This window comes from Streptomyces sp. SudanB5_2050, assembly GCF_964272335.1.
GTDB classification, from domain to species: Bacteria; Actinomycetota; Actinomycetes; order Streptomycetales; family Streptomycetaceae; genus Streptomyces; species Streptomyces rochei.
In genome coordinates this window covers 5,100,821-5,119,261 of record NZ_OZ186760.1, presented here as the reverse complement: position 1 = coordinate 5,119,261, position 18,441 = coordinate 5,100,821, and the positions used below count along the sequence as shown (strand labels likewise).

Annotated in this window: 19 protein-coding genes; 8 read left to right on the top strand and 11 right to left on the bottom strand. The window is 72.6% G+C overall.

Translation table 11 applies throughout. From position 1 onward, the window contains the following. Positions 1-522: 522 nt before the first annotated feature. Positions 523-1,638, top strand: coding sequence for a magnesium and cobalt transport protein CorA (locus ACFZP7_RS22970; protein ID WP_030971166.1), 1,116 nt, complete (start codon positions 523-525; stop codon positions 1,636-1,638). A gap of 33 nt (positions 1,639-1,671) precedes the next feature. Further along, complete coding sequence (locus tag ACFZP7_RS22965) at positions 1,672-2,184, top strand: hypothetical protein (RefSeq protein ID WP_019327036.1); 513 nt, start codon at positions 1,672-1,674, stop codon at positions 2,182-2,184. Positions 2,185-2,206: 22 nt separating this feature from the next. Here ACFZP7_RS22965 and ACFZP7_RS22960 read toward each other — a convergent pair whose 3' ends face one another. After that, positions 2,207-2,944, bottom strand: coding sequence for a hypothetical protein (locus ACFZP7_RS22960; RefSeq protein ID WP_029393685.1), 738 nt, complete (start codon positions 2,942-2,944; stop codon positions 2,207-2,209). Positions 2,945-3,229: 285 nt separating this feature from the next. On the opposite strand from ACFZP7_RS22960, the gene ACFZP7_RS22955 reads away from it, so the two are divergent. The 3 genes from ACFZP7_RS22955 to ACFZP7_RS22945 are packed head-to-tail and all read left to right on the top strand — an operon-like array spanning position 3,230 to position 6,289. Continuing rightward, positions 3,230-4,522, top strand: a complete 1,293-nt coding sequence (locus tag ACFZP7_RS22955; protein WP_031016200.1) for a magnesium transporter MgtE N-terminal domain-containing protein — start codon at positions 3,230-3,232, stop codon at positions 4,520-4,522. Next, positions 4,512-5,111 (top strand): DUF1003 domain-containing protein, encoded by a 600-nt coding sequence (locus ACFZP7_RS22950; RefSeq protein WP_019327039.1) that lies wholly within the window; start codon positions 4,512-4,514, stop codon positions 5,109-5,111. The genes ACFZP7_RS22955 and ACFZP7_RS22950 overlap by 11 nt, the downstream gene beginning before the upstream one ends. Before the next feature lie 44 nt (positions 5,112-5,155). Further along, entirely contained in the window at positions 5,156-6,289 is a 1,134-nt protein-coding gene (locus ACFZP7_RS22945) for an Mrp/NBP35 family ATP-binding protein (RefSeq protein WP_029393686.1), read from the top strand. A gap of 61 nt (positions 6,290-6,350) precedes the next feature. On the opposite strand, the gene ACFZP7_RS22940 is transcribed toward ACFZP7_RS22945, so the two are convergent. From ACFZP7_RS22940 to sigE, 5 genes are all read right to left on the bottom strand, one after another. After that, positions 6,351-7,022 carry a hypothetical protein gene (locus tag ACFZP7_RS22940; protein WP_029393687.1) on the bottom strand — a complete coding sequence of 224 codons (672 nt, stop codon included), beginning with the start codon at positions 7,020-7,022 and terminating at the stop codon, positions 6,351-6,353. Positions 7,023-7,267: 245 nt separating this feature from the next. Beyond that, positions 7,268-7,723 (bottom strand): sec-independent translocase, encoded by a 456-nt coding sequence (locus tag ACFZP7_RS22935; protein WP_019327042.1) that lies wholly within the window; start codon positions 7,721-7,723, stop codon positions 7,268-7,270. 146 nt (positions 7,724-7,869) lie between these two features. Next, positions 7,870-10,113, bottom strand: a complete 2,244-nt coding sequence (locus ACFZP7_RS22930; protein ID WP_385635478.1) for a trypsin-like peptidase domain-containing protein — start codon at positions 10,111-10,113, stop codon at positions 7,870-7,872. A gap of 95 nt (positions 10,114-10,208) precedes the next feature. Then, positions 10,209-11,186 carry a zf-HC2 domain-containing protein gene (locus ACFZP7_RS22925; protein ID WP_385635476.1) on the bottom strand — a complete coding sequence of 326 codons (978 nt, stop codon included), beginning with the start codon at positions 11,184-11,186 and terminating at the stop codon, positions 10,209-10,211. Next, positions 11,183-11,854 carry an RNA polymerase sigma factor SigE gene (gene sigE, locus ACFZP7_RS22920; protein WP_031016195.1) on the bottom strand — a complete coding sequence of 224 codons (672 nt, stop codon included), beginning with the start codon at positions 11,852-11,854 and terminating at the stop codon, positions 11,183-11,185. Before sigE ends, ACFZP7_RS22925 begins: the two co-directional genes overlap by 4 nt. Positions 11,855-12,141: 287 nt before the next feature. Here sigE and ACFZP7_RS22915 point away from each other — a divergent pair, with 287 nt between their 5' ends. Next, a complete protein-coding gene (locus ACFZP7_RS22915) occupies positions 12,142-12,840 on the top strand; it encodes an O-methyltransferase (protein WP_162602112.1) in 699 nt (232 codons plus the stop codon). 92 nt (positions 12,841-12,932) lie between these two features. Here ACFZP7_RS22915 and ACFZP7_RS22910 read toward each other — a convergent pair whose 3' ends face one another. Continuing rightward, complete coding sequence (locus tag ACFZP7_RS22910; protein ID WP_018105485.1) at positions 12,933-13,100, bottom strand: DUF3117 domain-containing protein; 168 nt, start codon at positions 13,098-13,100, stop codon at positions 12,933-12,935. A 364-nt stretch (positions 13,101-13,464) separates the two neighbouring features. Here ACFZP7_RS22910 and ACFZP7_RS22905 point away from each other — a divergent pair, with 364 nt between their 5' ends. Then, positions 13,465-14,268: an enoyl-CoA hydratase/isomerase family protein gene (locus tag ACFZP7_RS22905; RefSeq protein ID WP_046251306.1), complete on the top strand. Its 804-nt coding sequence runs from the start codon at positions 13,465-13,467 to the stop codon at positions 14,266-14,268. Here the strand turns inward: ACFZP7_RS22905 and ACFZP7_RS22900 are convergent. After that, positions 14,253-14,894: a DNA-3-methyladenine glycosylase I gene (locus ACFZP7_RS22900; protein WP_385635474.1), complete on the bottom strand. Its 642-nt coding sequence runs from the start codon at positions 14,892-14,894 to the stop codon at positions 14,253-14,255. The two genes, ACFZP7_RS22905 and ACFZP7_RS22900, sit on opposite strands and share 16 nt — an antisense overlap. Next, positions 14,891-15,241, bottom strand: coding sequence for a DivIVA domain-containing protein (locus tag ACFZP7_RS22895; RefSeq protein WP_037822001.1), 351 nt, complete (start codon positions 15,239-15,241; stop codon positions 14,891-14,893). Before ACFZP7_RS22895 ends, ACFZP7_RS22900 begins: the two co-directional genes overlap by 4 nt. Positions 15,242-15,467: 226 nt before the next feature. Here ACFZP7_RS22895 and folP point away from each other — a divergent pair, with 226 nt between their 5' ends. Further along, entirely contained in the window at positions 15,468-16,328 is an 861-nt protein-coding gene (folP, locus tag ACFZP7_RS22890; protein ID WP_030971149.1) for a dihydropteroate synthase, read from the top strand. A 122-nt stretch (positions 16,329-16,450) separates the two neighbouring features. On the opposite strand, the gene ACFZP7_RS22885 is transcribed toward folP, so the two are convergent. Then, the gene (locus tag ACFZP7_RS22885) at positions 16,451-17,209 is read right to left on the bottom strand and encodes a TIGR00730 family Rossman fold protein (RefSeq protein ID WP_019327052.1); all 759 of its coding nucleotides are present in this window, start codon (positions 17,207-17,209) and stop codon (positions 16,451-16,453) included. A 108-nt stretch (positions 17,210-17,317) separates the two neighbouring features. Then, positions 17,318-18,397: a succinyl-diaminopimelate desuccinylase gene (dapE, locus tag ACFZP7_RS22880; RefSeq protein WP_385635472.1), complete on the bottom strand. Its 1,080-nt coding sequence runs from the start codon at positions 18,395-18,397 to the stop codon at positions 17,318-17,320. Positions 18,398-18,441 lie beyond the last annotated feature (44 nt).

The following is an 18,441-nucleotide window of genomic DNA, read 5'->3' as shown; positions in this document are numbered from 1 at the left end:
AACTCGTCAGCGGGAGGCAAAGCGGCGCCTTGACACGTCGGTGGCTGATACTCTGAGCCAGCGATTCGGGGCAGCACGCAGCAGCGTCGCGATCAGCACCCCGACGCCTGAAGACTCCCCTACGGGGAACCCTCCTAAACGGAGGGAATCGATCGTCCCTCACGAGGGACCGGCCGGAGGAGGTGGGGCTGGCATGGACCGAAGTCGACCGTGCAGTACCACCCGCTCTTCCGGCCGCTGACGCAGCCGCCCCGGCTCACCGCCCCCGCGGCCTCCCGTCTCCCGCGCGCCCGCATTCGGAAGAGCACTTCGTCTCGTTTTGCCTGATCCGGCCCCTCGGCCTCGTCATCGACGTCGCCCGGTCCGGGTCTGCCGCTGAATCAGCAGCGAAGCCGGCCACCGCGACGGTGCGGTGCTCCCCGCTTTGTGGACGTGCCGAGCACGTACGGCCAGGACGTCCTCATTCCGGGTGGTTCCACCCGCCGCCGGCCCCGTTCGCTGCCCGTCGCGAAGGAGCCTGCCATGTCGATGATCCGTGACCTGCGCGCCGCGGTCCGCCCGTCCCGCGTCTCACTGCGCAAGGACAGTGGCGTCTACGACACCACCCGCGACCCGGAGACCGCCTCCGCCGTCGTCGACTGCGCCGTCTACCGTGACGGCGCGCGCGTCGAGACGGACGCGCCGCTCAGCCCGCACCAGGCGATGCGCCAGGTGCGCCGGGACGGCGGGTTCGTGTGGATCGGCCTGCACGAGCCGACCGAGGACGAGTTCGCCGGTATCGCGCGGGAGTTCGGACTGCACCCGCTGGCCGTGGAGGACGCCGTCCAGGCCCACCAGCGCCCCAAGCTGGAGCGCTACGACGACTCCCTGTTCACCGTCTTCAAGACCATCCACTACGTCGACCACGACGAACTGACCGCCAACAGCGAGGTCGTCGAGACCGGCGAGGTCATGTGCTTCACCGGACGGGACTTCTTCATCACCGTCCGGCACGGCGGACAGGGCTCGCTGCGGGCGCTCAGGCGCCGGCTCCAGGACGACCCGGAGCTGCTGCTCAAGGGCCCCTCGGCGGTGCTGCACGCCATCGCCGACCACGTGGTCGACGGCTACATCGCGGTCGCCGACGCGGTGCAGGACGACATCGACGAGGTCGAGACGGAGGTGTTCTCGCCGGGCCGCAAGGGCACCCCGCGCGGCACCGACGCCGGCCGGATCTACCAACTCAAGCGCGAGGTGCTGGAGTTCAAGCGCGCGGTCTCCCCGCTGCTGCGTCCGATGCAGCTGCTGAGCGAACGGCCGATGCGGCTGATCGACCCGGAGATCCAGAAGTACTTCCGGGACGTGGCCGACCACGTGGCCCGGGTGCAGGAACAGGTCGTCGGCTTCGACGAGCTGCTCAACTCCATCCTCCAGGCCAACCTCGCCCAGGCGTCCGTCGCCCAGAACGAGGACATGCGCAAGATCACCTCGTGGGCGGCCATCATCGCCGTACCGACGATGGTGTGCGGGGTGTACGGCATGAACTTCGACCACATGCCGGAGACCCACTGGAAGTACGGATATCCCATGGTCATCGGCGTCACCGTGGCCATCTGCCTGGGCATCCACCGCACCCTCAAGCGCAACGGCTGGCTCTGAACCCGCCACGGCGCCCGTGGATAGGCTGAGCGCATGACAAGCGAGCTGCTCGACCAGGCCCTCGTCGAGGAGGCCACGAAGAAGTCCGGCCTCATCTGGGTCAGGGGACCCGGGGTGCCCGCCCGCGCGCTGTGGCACGTCTGGCACGAGGGCGCGGCGCTCGTCGTCGGCGACGGTCCCGGCGAGCAGCCGCTGCCCGCCCTGGCCGACGGCGTCACGGCCGACGTGACCGTGCGCAGCAAGGACAAGGGCGGCCGGCTGGTCTCCTGGACGGCACGGGTCGTGGAGCTGCCGTCCGGGTCCGAGGCGTGGCAGGCGGCCGTCGCCGACCTCAAGGGCAAGCGGCTCAACGCCCCGGACGGCGAGGCGATGACCGACCGCTGGGCGCGCGAGTGCCGGGTGCTGCGTCTGGAGCCCACGGGGAGCACCGCGCCGATGCCCGACGGTTCGCTGGCCGAGGCGCCGCTGCCGAGCCCGGCGACGACGCGCGGGCCGGTCCCGGCGGGGCTGCCCCGGCTGCTGCTCAAGCGGCGGAAGCGGCGCTAGCGGCGCTAGCGGCGCTAGCGGGTCACGACGTCGGCAGCTGTTTGCCGTAGTCGAGGGTGTCGTCCTTGGCCGGTTCCTCGAGCGCGAAGTCCGTGTTCCAGTCCGAGAAGCCGATCGTGCCGGCGCTGCCCGCGCGCACCAGGCGCAGCGGGTACGGCGTGCCCTCCAGGGAGACGTCCAGGGAGCCGCCGGCGCCCTCGTCGCCGCTGATCCGGATGGTGCGTACGCCCGCCTGCTCGTGGCGGCCGTCCTTCTCCACCGTGCCGTGCAGGGCGAGCAGACCGTCCAGGAGGACGTCCTTGTCGGTGAAGCCGCTGAACTTCTTGTACACCGGGTCGCTCTCGGGCACCTTCACGTACTTGCCCGCCAGCTTCTCGGCGGCCTTGGCGTCCCCGCCGTCGTGACTCCAGAACCCGGCGTCGGCCTTGAGGAAGAGCTGGTCGCCGACGCGCAGCAGCCCGAAGGTCGCCCCCTCGGCGGCCACCGACCCGGTCCCCCCGTCGGACTTCAGCCGCATGTCGAGGGTGTAGGTGCTGCCGGCCGCCTCCACCGACCCGTGCAGGCGGACGGAGTCCGCGGCCCCGGCGGCCGAGCGGGCCTTCGTGTGGATCTCGTCGGCGGAGAGCTTGCCGAGGCCGTTGGTGCCCGCGTCGGGGTCCTCGCTGCTGCATCCCGTCAGCCCCGCTCCCGCCACCGTCAGGGCGCACACGGCGCCGATCAGTGCGGCCCTGCTCAGTCGGCGCCGGGGAGTCACGAACACAGGAAGGGCTGCCTTTCTGACATGGGCGGACACGGAGCCGGCCGGGCACCCGGGAGCTGTCGGACGGACCCTGGCGGCGTACCGCAGCGTACCGGGGCCCCGGACGGCGAACGGAGCCAGTCCGTCCGGAGCGGCCACCAGGGCGGAGCCGTTCGGGACGGGCTAGCCTGAAGCCCGTCCGAGCGGGCAATTCGGAAAAGGAACACCGTACGAAACAGCTCTCACACCGTGGGCCGATCAGCCCTCACCCGTGGTGAGCGACGCTTAGGAAAAGGAGCCGCGGCCATGGCAGCGGGCGCCCCCCGGATCTTCGTCTCCCACCTCTCCGGCATCGCCGTCTTCGACCCGGCCGGCGATCAGGTGGGGCGTGTCCGCGATCTGGTCGTCATGCTCCGCGTCGGCCGCAAACCCCCGCGGGTGCTCGGCCTGGTCGTCGAACTCACCACCCGCCGCCGCATCTTCCTGCCCATGACCCGGGTCACCGGCATCGAGTCCGGCCAGGTCATCACCACCGGCGTGCTCAACGTCCGGCGCTTCGAGCAGCGGCCCACCGAGCGCCTGGTCTTCGGTGAGCTGCTCGACCGGCGGGTCACCCTCACCGAGACGGGCGAGGAGGTCACCGTCCTCGACCTGGCCGTGCAGCAGTTGCCGGCCCGCCGGGACTGGGAGATCGACAAGGTCTTCGTCCGCAAGGGGAGGAAGGGCGGCGCCTTCCGGCGCAACAAGGGAGAGACGCTGACCGTGGAGTGGTCCGGCGTGACCGGCTTCTCCGTGGAGGAGCAGGGGCAGGGCGCCGAGAACCTCCTCGCCACCTTCGAGCAGCTGCACCCCGCCGACCTCGCCAACGTCCTGCACCACCTGTCCGCCAAGCGCCGCGCCGAGGTCGCCGCCGCGCTCGACGACGACCGGCTGGCCGACGTGCTGGAGGAGCTGCCGGAGGACGACCAGATCGAGATCCTCGGCAAGCTCAAGGAGGAGCGCGCCGCGGACGTGCTGGAGGCGATGGACCCCGACGACGCGGCCGACCTGCTGGGCGAGCTGCCCGAGGCGGACAAGGAGCGGCTGCTGAGCCTGATGCAGCCCTCCGACGCGGCCGACATGCGGCGGCTGATGGCGTACGAGGAGCACACGGCCGGCGGTCTGATGACGACCGAGCCGATCGTGCTGCGGCCCGACGCCACCGTCGCCGACGCCCTGGCCCGCATCCGCAACCCCGACCTGTCCCCGGCGCACGCCGCCCAGGTCTACGTCTGCCGCCCGCCCGAGGAGACGCCGACCGGCAAGTACCTGGGGACGGTCCACTTCCAGCGCCTGCTGCGCGACCCCCCGTACACGCTGGTCGGCTCGATCATCGACGACGACCTGCAGCCGCTGGACCCGGACGCCGCGCTGCCCGTCGTCGCCGGGTTCTTCGCCACGTACGACATGGTCGCGGCGCCCGTCGTGGACGACTCCGGGTCGCTGCTGGGCGCGATCACGGTGGACGACGTGCTGGACCACATGCTGCCCGACGACTGGCGGGAGACCGAGTACCACCTGGAGGAGACGGACCGGGAGGTGAGCGCCGATGGTGTCTGAGCGCGAGACGACGACCCGTGAGCGTGCCGCGTCGGGGGCCACCGCCTCCTCCAGGGCGCGGACCCGGCTGGACCAGCCCCGTCCGCCGCGCCGCCGGCTGCTGCCCGAGTGGGACCCGGAGTCCTTCGGCCGGCTCTCGGAGCGCGTCGCGCGCTTCCTGGGCACCGGGCGGTTCATCGTCTGGATGACGGTCGTCATCATCATCTGGGTGGTGTGGAACGTGTCCGCGCCGAGCGGTCTGCGCTTCGACGAGTACCCGTTCATCTTCCTGACGCTGATGCTCTCGCTGCAGGCTTCCTACGCGGCCCCTCTGATCCTGCTCGCGCAGAACCGGCAGGACGATCGGGACCGGGTCAATCTGGAGCAGGACCGCAAGCAGAACGAGCGGTCGATCGCCGACACCGAGTACCTGACGCGGGAGATCGCCGCCCTGCGGATCGGCCTCGGCGAGGTCGCGACGCGGGACTGGATCCGCTCCGAGCTGCAGGATGTTCTCAAGGAGCTGGAGGAGCGGCGGGACGGCCACCGTCCCGAAGGCGGGGTATTCCCGGCGGATCGGTCCGCGGGGCGTGACGTACACGACCGCTGACGGGGCTTTCCGCCTCCGGTGGGCGGCGCCGTACCATCGTGTCCATGGCTACGGAAGACGCGGTGCGCGAAGCGCTGGCGACGGTGAACGACCCTGAGATCAACCGGCCCATCACCGAACTCGGGATGGTCAAGTCGGTGGCGATCGGTGCGGACGGAGCGGTCGCGGTCGCCGTGTACCTGACGGTCTCCGGCTGCCCCATGCGGGACACCATCACCCAGCGCGTGACCGAAGCGGTCTCGCGGGTGGAGGGGGTCACGCGCGTCGACGTCGAGCTGGACGTGATGAGCGACGAGCAGCGCAAGGAGCTGGCGACCGCGCTGCGCGGCGGCCAGACCGAGCGCGAGGTGCCCTTCGCCAAGCCCGGCAGCCTGACCCGGGTCTACGCGGTCGCCTCCGGCAAGGGCGGTGTCGGCAAGTCCTCGGTGACGGTGAACCTGGCGGCGTCGATGGCGGCGGACGGTCTGAAGGTCGGTGTCGTGGACGCCGACATCTACGGCCACTCCGTGCCGCGGATGCTGGGCGCCGACGGGCGGCCCACCCAGGTCGAGAACATGATCATGCCGCCTTCGGCCAACGGCGTGAAGGTCATCTCGATCGGCATGTTCACCCCGGGCAACGCGCCGGTCGTCTGGCGCGGCCCGATGCTGCACCGCGCCCTCCAGCAGTTCCTGGCGGACGTGTACTGGGGCGACCTGGACGTCCTGCTGCTGGACCTGCCGCCCGGCACCGGCGACATCGCGATCTCGGTGGCGCAGCTCGTGCCGAACGCCGAGATCCTGGTCGTGACGACGCCTCAGCAGGCGGCCGCCGAGGTGGCGGAGCGGGCGGGCGCCATCGCGGTGCAGACCCACCAGAAGATCGTCGGCGTGGTCGAGAACATGTCCGGGCTGCCCTGCCCGCACTGCGGCGAGATGGTCGACGTGTTCGGCACGGGCGGCGGCCAGCTGGTCGCCGACGGCCTGACCCGCACGACCGGCGCCTCGGTGCCGGTGCTCGGCTCCATCCCCATCGACGTCCGGCTGCGCGAGGGCGGCGACGAGGGCAAGCCGGTCGTCCTGTCCGACCCGGACTCCCCGGCGGGCGCGGCGCTGCGCGCGATCGCGGGGAAGCTGGGCGGGCGTCAGCGAGGCCTGTCCGGGCTGTCGCTGGGAATCACCCCGAAGAACAAGTTCTGACCTCGCGTACGGAGGTCGGGGGCGCTGTCCGGGCGGACGGCGCCCCTTGCCGCGTCCGGGGTCAGGCGTACGAGGCGATGTCCTTCACCACGGCGAAGGCCAGCCCGTAGGCGCTCATCCCCCGCCCGTACGCGCCGAGGTGGACGCCCTGCTCGGTGGAGCCGGCCAGCACCCAGCCGAACTCGGACTCCCGGTAGTGGAAGGACGTGGGCACGCCGTCGACGGGGAGGGACAGCGTCGTCCAGTCCGGCCCGTCGAGGTCGTCGGCGAGGACCCACGCGGTCTCCGTCTGCTGCTCCAGCCAGTCGTCGCGCAGGGAGTGGTCCATCTGGCCGGGCCAGGTGAACGACAGCAGCCCCACGCCGGCCAGCCAGGCCGCTGAGGACACCGAGGTGGCCTCCAGCAGACCGGTGCCGTCGGCGCTGCGCCGGTCGGGGTTGGCCGCGACGGTCACGACGACCGCGAACTTCTCCTTGGCGTCCTGGTCGTCGCCGGACACGTGCTCGTTGCGCACCGACGGTTCGTCGCCGTGCCCGGTCGAGCCGTGCTCCACGGTCCCGTCGGCCGCCGTGCCGACCTGCATCAGCCAGCGCCGCCCCGTGAAGGCCTCGTCGAGGCCGTACCACGGGAAGGGCGCACGCAGGTAGCCGTCGATCGTCCGCCGGGCGGAGGGGACCTCTTGTCCGTCCTCCGCGCCCGGCGTCTGCGCGACCGCCTGACTCGTCGTCTCCATGTGCCCGGACGCCTCCTCGCTCTCGTCGGTCCGGAACGGCCCGCCCCCCTTCGGGCGCACTCGTCCGGTCCGCACAACAACTCGGGCAGCATAGCCACACCACCGGCGGCAGGCGGGAAACCGCCGGGCGCGTGGGTCGCGTGGGCGTCGTCTTCAGGCCCTGTGCGCCCCGTCCGGAGTGTGAGACACGTCACGCATGGCACAGATGGCTCATACGTCGCCGGCGCTCGCGGCGCGGGGTCGGCTCAGGTGGCGTCGGCGTCGAAGGGCGGACGGTCGTCGCGGGCCGGGGTCTCCGGCTTCTTCGACATGTCGATCCGGCCACCCGTTGAACCGGAGGAACCGGACGAGGAGGAGGTCCCGGACGACGACTCGGACTCCCGGCCGTGCACCGCGTCGGTGACCTCGGCCATCTCCTTCTTCAGGTCGAAGCCGTTGCGGATCTCCTTGAGCCCCAGCTCGTCGTTGTCCAGCTGCTTGCGGATGAACGTCTTGGGGTTGAGGTCCTCGAACTCGAAGTCCTTGAACTCGGGGCCCAGCTCCTGCCGGATGTCCTGCTTGGCGCTGTCCGAGAACTCCCGGATCTTCCGGATGGTGCGGGAGACGTCCTGGATGACCTTGGGGAGCTTGTCCGGACCGAAGACGAGCACGGCGAGGACGACGAGTGTCACCAGCTCGAGTGCGCCTATGTCATTGAACACCTGAAGCTCCTTGGGATGTCCGGGCCGCCCCCACGGTACCCGCCGATCCCGTCCGACCGGTACCGTCCCGTGAGCCCCGAGTGGGTGTATGCGCGCGCTTTCCGAATTGTTTGCCTTCCTTGCCCCTTGTCGGGACTGCGCCGCGGTCAGTCGCCGCCGGAGGAGCCGAGGACCAGTGAGACGTGCGTCTCCTTGCCGTCCCGCTCCAGCGTCAGCTCCAGGCGGTCGCCGGGGCGGTGGGCGCGGGTCTTGACGATCAGCTCCTCGCCGGAGTGCACGCGCCGGCCGTCGACGGCGGTGATCACGTCCCCGGCCCTGATGCCCGCCTCGGCGCCCGGGCCGCCCGGGGTGACCGGGGAGCCGCCGTCGCTGCCCTTGGCGGCCACGCGGGCGCCGTCGCCGGAGTAGGCCATGTCGAGGGTGATGCCGATGACCGGGTGGGTGGCGCTGCCGGTGTTGATCAGCTCCTCGGCCACGCGCTTGCCCTGGTTGATCGGGATGGCGAAGCCGAGCCCTATCGAGCCGGCCTGCCCGCCGTCCGACTCGGTGCCGCCGCCGTCGGCCGACCGGATGGCGGAGTTGATGCCGATGGCCCGGCCCCGGGCGTCCAGGAGGGGGCCGCCGGAGTTGCCCGGGTTGATCGGCGCGTCGGTCTGCAGGGCGTCGACGTACGACACGTCGCTTCCGTCGCCCTCCTCGCCGCCGGCCGTGATGGGCCGCTCCTTGGCGCTGATGATGCCGGAGGTGACGGTGCCCGCCAGGTCGAAGGGGGCGCCGATAGCGACGACGGGGTCGCCGACCCGCACGTTGTCGGAGTTGCCGAGGGGCAGGGGGGTCAGGCCGCTGACGCCCTTGACCTTCACCACGGCCAGGTCGTAGCCGCCGTCCCGGCCGACGACCGTGGCCTCGGCGGTGTCGCCGCTGTTGAAGGTGACGGTGATCTCGCCGCCGGTGCCGGCCGGCTCCACGACGTGGTTGTTGGTGAGGATGTGACCGCGGTCGTCGAGGACGAAGCCGGTACCGGTGCCCGCGGCGTCGCCGCCGTTCACATGCAGGGTCACCACGCCGGGCAGGGCGCGGGCGGCGATCCCGGCCACGCTGTCCGGCGCCCGCTCGGCGGACTCCTTGCCGGCCTGCGGCAGTTCCACGGTGCCGATGCCGCCGTTGCGTTCGAGGTAGGTGCCCAGGGCGCCGCCGACGCCGCCGGAGACCAGCGCGATGATCAACGCCCCGCCGACCATCGACCTCCTGACCCGCCTGCGCCGCTGGTCCCGCGAGGGCACGGCCGCGCCGTTCTGCTGGAGGGCCGCGGCGGCGGAAGCCGCCCAGGGGTCGTAGCGCCCCCAGGGGTCGGCGCTCCCTCCGTCACCACCGGCAGCCGACGCGGCGGGCCGCGGGGCGTCCGCGTGGGCCGCCTGGGCGGGCACGGGCGCCGCGCCCGGGGGCGGGGTCTGGGACGGTACGGGCGCCGCGCCCGGGGGCAGGGCCTGGGACGGTACGGCGGCGGCCGGGTGGGCGGCACCGGCAGGGGCGGCGCCGGGACCCGGCGCCGGGTGGGCCGCGGGCGGCGGGGTGTCCGCGAAGGCCGGGTCGGGTCGCGCGCCCGGGGGCGGCGCCACGGGGCCGTCGCCGGTGTGGGAGGCCGCCGCGACCGTGCCGTGCGCCGGGGTGGTCGCCGGGTGCTGCACCGGCGGTGCGGGGGCCCACGGACCCGGCTCACCGTAGGGAGGGGTGCTGTACGGGTCGGGGTCGTGCAGCGGCTTGGGGCGCCCGGCGGTGTGCGCGGCGCCCGTGGGGACGCCGGGCGGGTCGTCGGTCGCCTGCGTGCCGCCGGGTCGCGCCGCGTCGGTCCCGTCGTCGGACGCGGCGGCGGGCGTGGAAGTGGGCCCCGCGGTGAGGGCGGGGTCGGCGACGGTGGCGGGGGTGCCGCCCTCGCCCGTTCCCGGTTCGGTGTCCCCGCCCGTGGCCGTGCGGGGGCCCGCGGCATCGGTGGCGCGCGCACGCTCGTCCGTGTCCTCGGTGCCGGGACCGTGCGGGTCGGTCCGGTCGGCGCCAGGACCGGGCAGCCCCGTCTCCCCGGCCCCGGGGAGACGCGGATCGGAGTCATCCGGACCGGGGTCCCGAGGTGCGGTGTGCCGGGGCGGTGTCACCGACGGGGGCGCGTCGGCGGGACCGGGCGCCGGCCGGTCCAGTTCGTAGTCCCCCGTGTCGGTCCCGGCGGGCGCCGCCGGGCGTTCCAGCTCGAAGTCGCCCCCGGCGGACTCCTCGTCACCGGTGACGGTGGTGGGGGCCGTGCGAGGGCGTTGCAGCTCGAAATCGCCGTCGGCCGCGCCGTCGGACGAGCGGGGACGGCTCCACCACTTCCCCTTCGTGGGCTTCCCCTCGTTCATGTTCTCCCCCACAGACGGCCGCGGATCGTCGGCGCCGAGGATCTGGCGCCGTCCCGGGATTCAATCAGGTCCGCGGGCCGGTGCGCAGATCCCGGTCAGCGGGCCGACCGGTGGGAGGCCGCCGGGTAGGGGGACGGGAGCGGGTCGGGGACGGGCGCGGCGAACAGGCCCGGCGGCCTGACGTCGGCACTCGCCGACCAGGAGGCCAGCGCGAGGGGCGGTACCGCTTCGAGCGGGCGTATCAGCGGGGAGACGGCGGCGGCGCCGGCCGTCACCGGTGTGGTCAGCGCGCGCAGCGTGTGCTCCCGCGGATCGGCTCCGGCGGGGGCCGGCAGTCCGGGAAGCAGCGGCGCGGACGCCTCGGTGGGGGCCACGGGGGTGTCGCCGAGCACGCGCTGCCCCTGGGCCTGCCCGAGCAGCGGCGTGCCCGAGCGGCGGCGCTGGCTCTCCGGGGTCGCCGCGCCCGTGCCCTGGGTGCGCGCCGGCGTCACATTGCTGCCGCTCCCGGAGCCGCGCGCCTCCGTGCTGGTGTCCGGCGTGCCTACGGTGACGCCGCCGAGCGCGATCGCGGCCAGCGAGACCGCTCCGGCGGCGGCGAACGCGAACCGCAGGCCGCGGGAGGACGACCGCTCGGCCTCGTGCCGGCTCACGTCGTGGATGCGGAAGCCGCGCCCCGGCGAGGAGGGCGCCAGCACCGACGAGGAGTGCGGCCGGGCGGGGACGTAACCGAACTCGAACCGCTCGCCGCGCTTGGCCCCGAAGACCCCGTCGAGGCCCTTGGAGAAGCCCTCGCCGCCCAGCGGCGAGCCGCCACCGTCCACGTCGCCGCCGGGCAGCCCCTGGAGGCGGGCCAGGAAGCTCTCGGACGGAGCGGGCGGTGCCGCTTCGGCGAAGACGTTCTTCAACCGGCGCTGCGCGTCGACCTCCGCCTTGCACTTCGGGCAGGTGGCCACGTGCGCGAGGACGCGCTCCCGCGCGTCATGACCGAGCTCACCGTCCACCAGGGCGGAGAGTCGGTCTCCCAGATGCTGCTCTGCGAGGTGTCCCTCGGATTCCGGACGTGACCCACTCACGCGCTCGTGCCCCCTCCTCCCAGTGCGGGAACACGGGACACGAACGAGCGACGCTCGGCCCGCGCCTCGGGGGAACGGTGGGCGAGGGCCTTGCGCAGCTGGGAGCGACCGCGGTGGATGCGGGAGCGGACCGTGCCGAGCTTGACGCCGAGCGTCGCGGCGATCTCCTCGTACGACAGCCCCTCGATGTCGCACAGGACGACCGCCGCGCGGAACTCGGGCGCGAGGGTGTCCAGGGCCTGCTGGACGTCCGCGTCGAAGTGGGCGTCGTGGAAGACCTGCTGCGGGGTCGGCTCCTTGCTGGGCAGCCGCTCGGCCGCGTCGTCGCCGAGCGCGTCGAAGCGGATGCGCTGCTTGCGGCGGACCATGTCCAGGAAGAGGTTGGTGGTGATCCGGTGCAGCCAGCCCTCGAAGGTGCCGGGCGTGTAGGTCGACAGGGACCTGAAGACACGGACGAAGACCTCCTGGGTGAGGTCCTCGGCGTCGTGCTGGTTGCCGGTGAGGCGGTAGGCGAGGCGGTAGACCCGGCCGCTGTGGGTGCTGACGATCTCCTCCCAGGTGGGCGGAGTCCACGCCTGCCCGTCCGCGTCGCTGGTGAAGGTCGCGGTCTGGGCGTGTCCCGAGGCGGGACGGTCGGCGTGGCTGTGGTCAGCAGCGGTGTCGTTCACGGATTTCGGCCTGCCTGCCGATCCGAGGAAGCGCCGCAGCACTCCTCCCCGATCCGCGGGTGCGGCCGCACCTCCCCTGTCGGCTCTGGTGGTGTCCAGTGGAGCCCCTACCATAGCCACCTCGCCCGTTAGCTCCGGATAAGCGGTTTTACGAGAATTTGATCTGGGCTGACACGGCTCGTACGGCTGCGTCAGCACTTGCTCGGCACCCTGGCCCACTTCGCCGCCCCCGTCGCGTCCAGCCGTCCAGTCGTCTCTCCTTGCTCTCCTCTTAAACGACTGGTCCCATCTGCGGGTTCCCGACGCCAACGGATACAGTCACGCCGAGGCAACCACGGGGACAGGAGAGGGTCATTACCGGCAACCGGCAGACGAGCTGGGCGTTCGCCGACGCCTATGTCGCCGAGGACGACGCGCTGCTCTGGGCACGCGACCGGGCCCGCGAGGCGGGCCTGCGCTCGGTGACCCCGGGCACGGGCTCCGCGCTGGGACTGCTCGCCGCCGCCGTGGACGCGAAGGCGGTCGCGGAGATCGGCACCGGCTGCGGCGTCTCCGGTATCCATCTGCTGCACGGCATGCGGCCGGACGGCGTGCTCACCACCGTGGACCCCGAGCCGGAGCACCAGCAGTTCGCCCGTCAGGCGTTCCGCGCCGCGGGCTTCGCCAGCAACCGGGCCCGCTTCATCCCCGGCCGCGCCCTGGACGTCCTGCCCCGGCTCGCGGACGCCGGTTACGACCTCGTCTTCTGCGACGGCGACCGTCTCGAGTACCTGGACTACCTCGCTGAATCGTTGCGCCTGCTGCGTCCCGGAGGTCTCGTCGCCTTCGAAGGCGTCTTCGGCACCGGCCGGACGATCGACTCCGGGCCGCAGCCCACCGAGGTGCTGCGACTGCGGGAGCTGCTGCGCGCGGTGCGGGAGAGCCAGGAACTGGTGCCCTCACTGCTGCCGGTGGGCGACGGCCTGCTGTGTGCCGTGAAGCGGTGAACCCTCGCGCGTACGGCCGCGGGCAGCGAACGCAGTCGCCCCGGCACCGCGTGCGGTACCGGGGCGACTGAACGGGTATGGTCGCTCGCGCGTCAGCCGACGACCTGCTTGAGGGCGTCGCCGAGCGCGTCGGCCTCATCGGGGGTCAGCTCGACGACGAGCCGCCCGCCGCCTTCGAGCGGAACGCGCATGACGATGCCCCGCCCCTCCTTGGTCACCTCGAGCGGGCCATCGCCCGTCCGCGGCTTCATGGCCGCCATGCTCGTTCCCCTTCCTGATACCAGCTCACCGTCACCGCCGACGGCCCGTGAGGGCACGCGCAGTCCGGCCCGGACGCGCGACACCGGCATCGAACACATTGCTTCCCAGCCATTATCCCGCATCCCACGACCCGATGACCAACATCGGTCGGCATCGCTTGGGCAACGCGCGCGAGCAAAACCACTCAATTCGGCGATGTGACTGCGATACTGCGCGCCCCCGCGCACATCCTCACGACGGATACGGACCGGAATCCTTTGACGCAGGTCACATCCGCGGGGCGATCCACTTCCGGTGATCTCCGTCATGCTGAGTCCCGGACACACGTACCACCACGACCGTCTACGACCCGGAGGGGAACCCATGGCCGACACCGTGCTCTACGAGGTGAGCGACGGGCTCGCGACGATCACGCTGAACCGCCCCGAGGCGATGAACGCGCTGAACATCGAGACCAAGGTCGCGCTCCGGGACGCGGTGCGTTCCGCGGCGGCCGACGAGGCCGTACGGGCGGTTCTGCTGACGGCGGCCGGGGAGCGGGCGTTCTGCGTGGGGCAGGACCTCAAGGAGCACATCGGGCTGCTGTCCGCCGACCGGGAGACGGGCTCGGGGCAGACCATGAGCACGGTGCGCGAGCACTACAACCCGATCGTGCGGGCCCTGGCCGGCGCGCGGAAGCCGGTGGTCGCCGCCGTGAACGGCGTGGCGGCCGGGGCCGGCTTCGGCTTCGCGCTCGCGGCGGACTACCGGATCGTCGCGGACACCGCGTCCTTCAACACCTCGTTCGCCGGCGTGGCGCTCACCGCCGATTCCGGGATCTCCTGGACGCTGCCGCGCGTCGTCGGCCCCGGGCGCGCCACCGACCTGCTGCTCTTCCCGCGCACCGTGAAGGCGCAGGAGGCGTACGAGCTGGGGATCGCCAACCGGGTCGTGCCCGCCGCCGAGCTGCGCGCCGAGGCGGAGAAGGTGGCGCGGGCCCTGGCCGAGGGGCCGACCGTGGCCTACGCGGCGCTGAAGGAGTCGGTCGCCTTCGCGCTGACGCACTCGCTGGACGAGGCCCTGGAGAAGGAGGACGAGCTGCAGTCCCGGGCCGGGTCCTCCGAGGACCACGCGATCGCCGTCCGTGCCTTCGTGGAGAAGGAGACGCCGCGCTATCTGGGCCGGTGAGTCACCGGCTGCCGCGCGCGGTGGCCGTCTCCCGGGCCGTCCCCGGGGCGGCGTGCCACGCAGTCCTTCAGGTGGTCGTCCACCAGTCCGCAGGCCTGCATCAGCGCGTACGCGGTCGTCGGGCCGACGAAGCGCAGGCCCCGCTTCTTCAGGGCCTTGGACAGCGCCGTGGACTGCGGGGTGACGGCCGGGACGTCGGCGAGGGTCCGGGGCACGGGACGTCCGACGGGGTCCGGGGCGTGCGACCAGATCAGCTCGTCCAGCTCGCCGGGGGCCCAGTCGGCGAGGACGCGCGCGTTGGCGAGGGTCGCGTCGATCTTGGCGCGGTTGCGGATGATGCCGGTGTCGGCGAGCAGGCGGTCGCGGTCCTCGTCGCCGAAGGCCGCGACCTCGGCGATCCGGAAACCGGCGAAGGCGGCGCGGAAGCCGGGGCGGCGGCGCAGGATGGTGAGCCAGGACAGGCCGGACTGGAAGGCCTCCAGGCTGAGGCGCTCGAAGAGGGCGTCGTCGCCGTGGACCGGACGTCCCCACTCCTCGTCGTGGTACGCCACGTAGTCCGTGGTGGACAGGGCCCAGGGGCAGCGCGGCGCTCCGTCCGGCCCGGCGACCGCCTCCCCCGCGCTCACTGCTGCTCCTCCGGCTCCGGCTTCTCCATGGACACGTGCCGGTGGGCGGCGGCCCGGGCGCCGGCCAGCGCGGACTCCAGGTCGGCGATGCGGGCGTCGCGTTCGGCCAGCTCGGCGCCGAGGCGGCCGAGGGCGTCGTCGACGTCCGCCATGCGGTAGCCGCGTGCGACGAGCGGGAAGCGGAGCCGCTCGACGTCCGCGCGGCCGACGGGGCGGTCCGGGGGCAGGGAGTCCCGCAGCCGCTCGGGCGGGGCGTCGGGCAGCGGCCCGCTGTCGCCGCCGCTCACCACGGCGAGCGTCACCGCGGCGACCACGACGGCCAGCGCGACGACGAGGAACAGGAACATGACCATCGCTGGGGCCCCCATGGTCGGTCGTTGGGTCGGTCGTTCGATCTGCGTCCGGGTCCGAGCCGGCTCCCGATCGAACCGGAGTCGGTTGTGCCGGGTCCGATCGTGCCATGCGAGTCTGACAGTCGGGGCCGCAGGCGGCCGGAGGCCGGGAGTCCGGTTCCTTTTCGCCGCGCCCGGTTCAGTGGACGAGAAGGGTGTGGACGAGGAGATGTCACAGGGGATGCTCAGACTGGGCAGGCGTGAATTCGCGGCGCACGAGCCGGTGATCATGGCGATCGTGAACCGGACCCCGGATTCCTTCTACGACCAGGGGGCGACCTTCCGGGACGAGCCCGCCCTCGCGCGCGTGGAGCAGGCGGTGGCCGACGGGGCCGCCATCATCGACATCGGCGGGGTGAAGGCCGGGCCGGGCGACGAGGTGTCGGCCGAGGAGGAGGCGCGGCGGACGGTGGGGTTCGTCGCGGAGGTGCGGCGGCGGTTCCCGGACGTGGTGATCAGCGTGGACACCTGGCGGCACGAGGTCGGCGCGGCCGTCTGCGAGGCCGGGGCGGACCTGCTGAACGACGCGTGGGGCGGCGTCGACCCGAAGCTGGCGGAGGTCGCGGCGCGGTACGGGGTGGGGCTGGTGTGCACGCACGCCGGTGGCGCGGAGCCGCGGACACGGCCGCACCGGGTGACGTACGACGACGTCGTGGCCGACATCCTGAAGGTGACGGTGGGGCTGGCCGAGCGGGCGGTGGCGCTCGGGGTGCCGCGGGAGTCGGTGCTGATCGATCCCGGGCACGACTTCGGGAAGAACACGCGGCACAGCCTGGAGGCGACCCGGCGGCTCGGGGAGATGGTCGAGACCGGGTGGCCGGTGCTGGTGTCGCTGTCCAACAAGGACTTCGTCGGGGAGACGCTGGACCGGCCGGTCAAGGAGCGGGTGATCGGGACGCTGGCGACGACGGCGGTGTCGGCGTGGCTGGGCGCGCAGGTGTACCGCGTGCACGAGGTCGCGGAGACGCGGCAGGTGCTGGATATGGTGGCGACCATCGCGGGGCACCGGGAGCCGGCGGTTGCACGGAGGGGGTTGGCGTAGGCGGGGCGGGGGCGCAGGGGTGGTGCGGTCGGGGGTGCTCGCCCCCGCCGCCCTCACCCGTTCCCGTCCCCAGGGACTCCGCCCCGTCGACCCTGCCAGGGGCTGGGCCCCCGGACCGCCGGCTAGCGCCCCGCCTCCTTGGAGACCAGGGCCACCGCCTCGTCCACGTCGTCCGTGACGTGGAAGAGGAGCAGGTCCTTCTCGGCCGCCTTGCCCTGGGCGACCAGGGTGTTCCGGAGCCAGTCGACCAGGCCGCCCCAGTAGGCGGAGCCGAACAGGACGATGGGGAAGCGGGTCACCTTCTGGGTCTGGACCAGGGTGAGGGCCTCGAAGAGTTCGTCGAGGGTGCCGAGGCCGCCGGGCAGGACCACGAAGCCCTGGGCGTACTTGACGAACATCATCTTGCGGACGAAGAAGTAACGGAAGTTCAGGCCGATGTCGACGTACGGGTTGAGCCCCTGCTCGAAGGGCAGCTCGATGCCGAGGCCGACCGACGTGCCCTTCGCCTCCAGGGCGCCCTTGTTCGCCGCCTCCATGGCGCCGGGGCCGCCGCCGGTGATGACCGCGAAGCCCGCCTCGACCAGGCCCCGGCCCAGCCGCACGCCGGCGTCGTACTCCGGCGAGTCCACGGGCGTACGGGCGGAGCCGAAGACGCTGATGGCGGGCGGGAGTTCGGCGAGCGTGCCGAAGCCCTCGATGAACTCCGACTGGATGCGCAGGACGCGCCACGGGTCGGTGTGGACCCAGTCGGTCGGAGCGCGCTCGTCCAGCAGGCGCTGGTCCGTGGTGCTCTTCTGGACCTGACCCCGCCGCCGGAGGACAGGGCCCAGGCGCTGCTCCTCCGGTGGCCGCTTCTTGCCCTCGGGGTTCCCGGTAGCCATGCGCGCTCCCTCCAGTTGCAGGTTCTTCCACCTCAGCGTAGATCTACGCGGGTTACGTACGAGGGACCTGAGCATGTCCGCCACGCGGCGGCGTAAACCCGGCGTGGATCAGGTCGTCAGCCAGGACCGCAGCCGCTCCTCACCCGCGAGGATCTTCGCCACCTCGACCCGCTCGTCGCGCTTGTGCGCCAAGTGCGGGTTGCCGGGCCCGTAGTTGACCGCCGGGACGCCCAGCGCCGAGAAGCGGGACACGTCCGTCCAGCCGTACTTGGGCTGCGGGGTGCCGCCCACCGCCTCGATGAAGGCGGCCGCGGCCGGGTGGGAGAGGCCGGGCAGGGCGGCGCCGCTGTGGTCGTCGACCACGAACTCCGTCACCCCGCAGTCCGCGAAGACCTCGCGCACATGGGCGAGGGCGTCCTCGGGGCTGCGGTCGGGGGCGTAGCGGAAGTTGACGGTGACGACGCACTCGTCGGGGATGACGTTGCCCGCGACCCCGCCGGTGATGCCGACCGCGTTCAGGCCCTCGCGGTACTCCAGGCCGTCGATCACCGGGTAGCGCGGCTCGTAGGCCGCCAGGCGCGCGAGAATCGGGGCGGCGGCGTGGATGGCGTTGGAGCCCATCCAGGAGCGCGCCGAGTGCGCCCGCTCGCCGGTCGTCTTCAGCAGCACCCGCAGCGTGCCCTGGCAGCCGCCCTCCACCTGGCCGTCGGAGGGTTCGAGGAGCACCGCGAAGTCGCCCTCCAGCCACTCGGGGTGCGCCTCGGCGACGTGCTTGAGGCCGTTCAGCTCGGCGGCGACCTCCTCGTTGTCGTAGAAGACGAAGGTGAGGTCGCGGTTGGGGGCCGGGACGGTGGCGGCGATGCGCAGCTGCACGGCGACGCCCGCCTTCATGTCGCAGGTGCCGCAGCCCCACAGGACGCCGTCCTCGTCCAGCCGGGAGGGCACGTTGTCCGCGATCGGGACGGTGTCGATGTGGCCGGCCAGGATCACGCGCTCCGGCCGCCCCAGGTCCGTACGGGCCACCACGTTGTTCCCGTACCGCTCGACCGACAGGTGCGGCAGGGCGCGCAGGGCGCTCTCGATCGCGTCCGCCAAGGGCTTCTCGGTGCCGCTCTCGGAGGGGAAGTCGACGAGCCGCGCGGTAAGCTCCGCGGCGTCCAGCGTGAGGTCAAGCGGGGTATCGGCCATGGCTCCGACCCTAACGCCCCTGCCCTTTCGGGCATTGCCCGTAC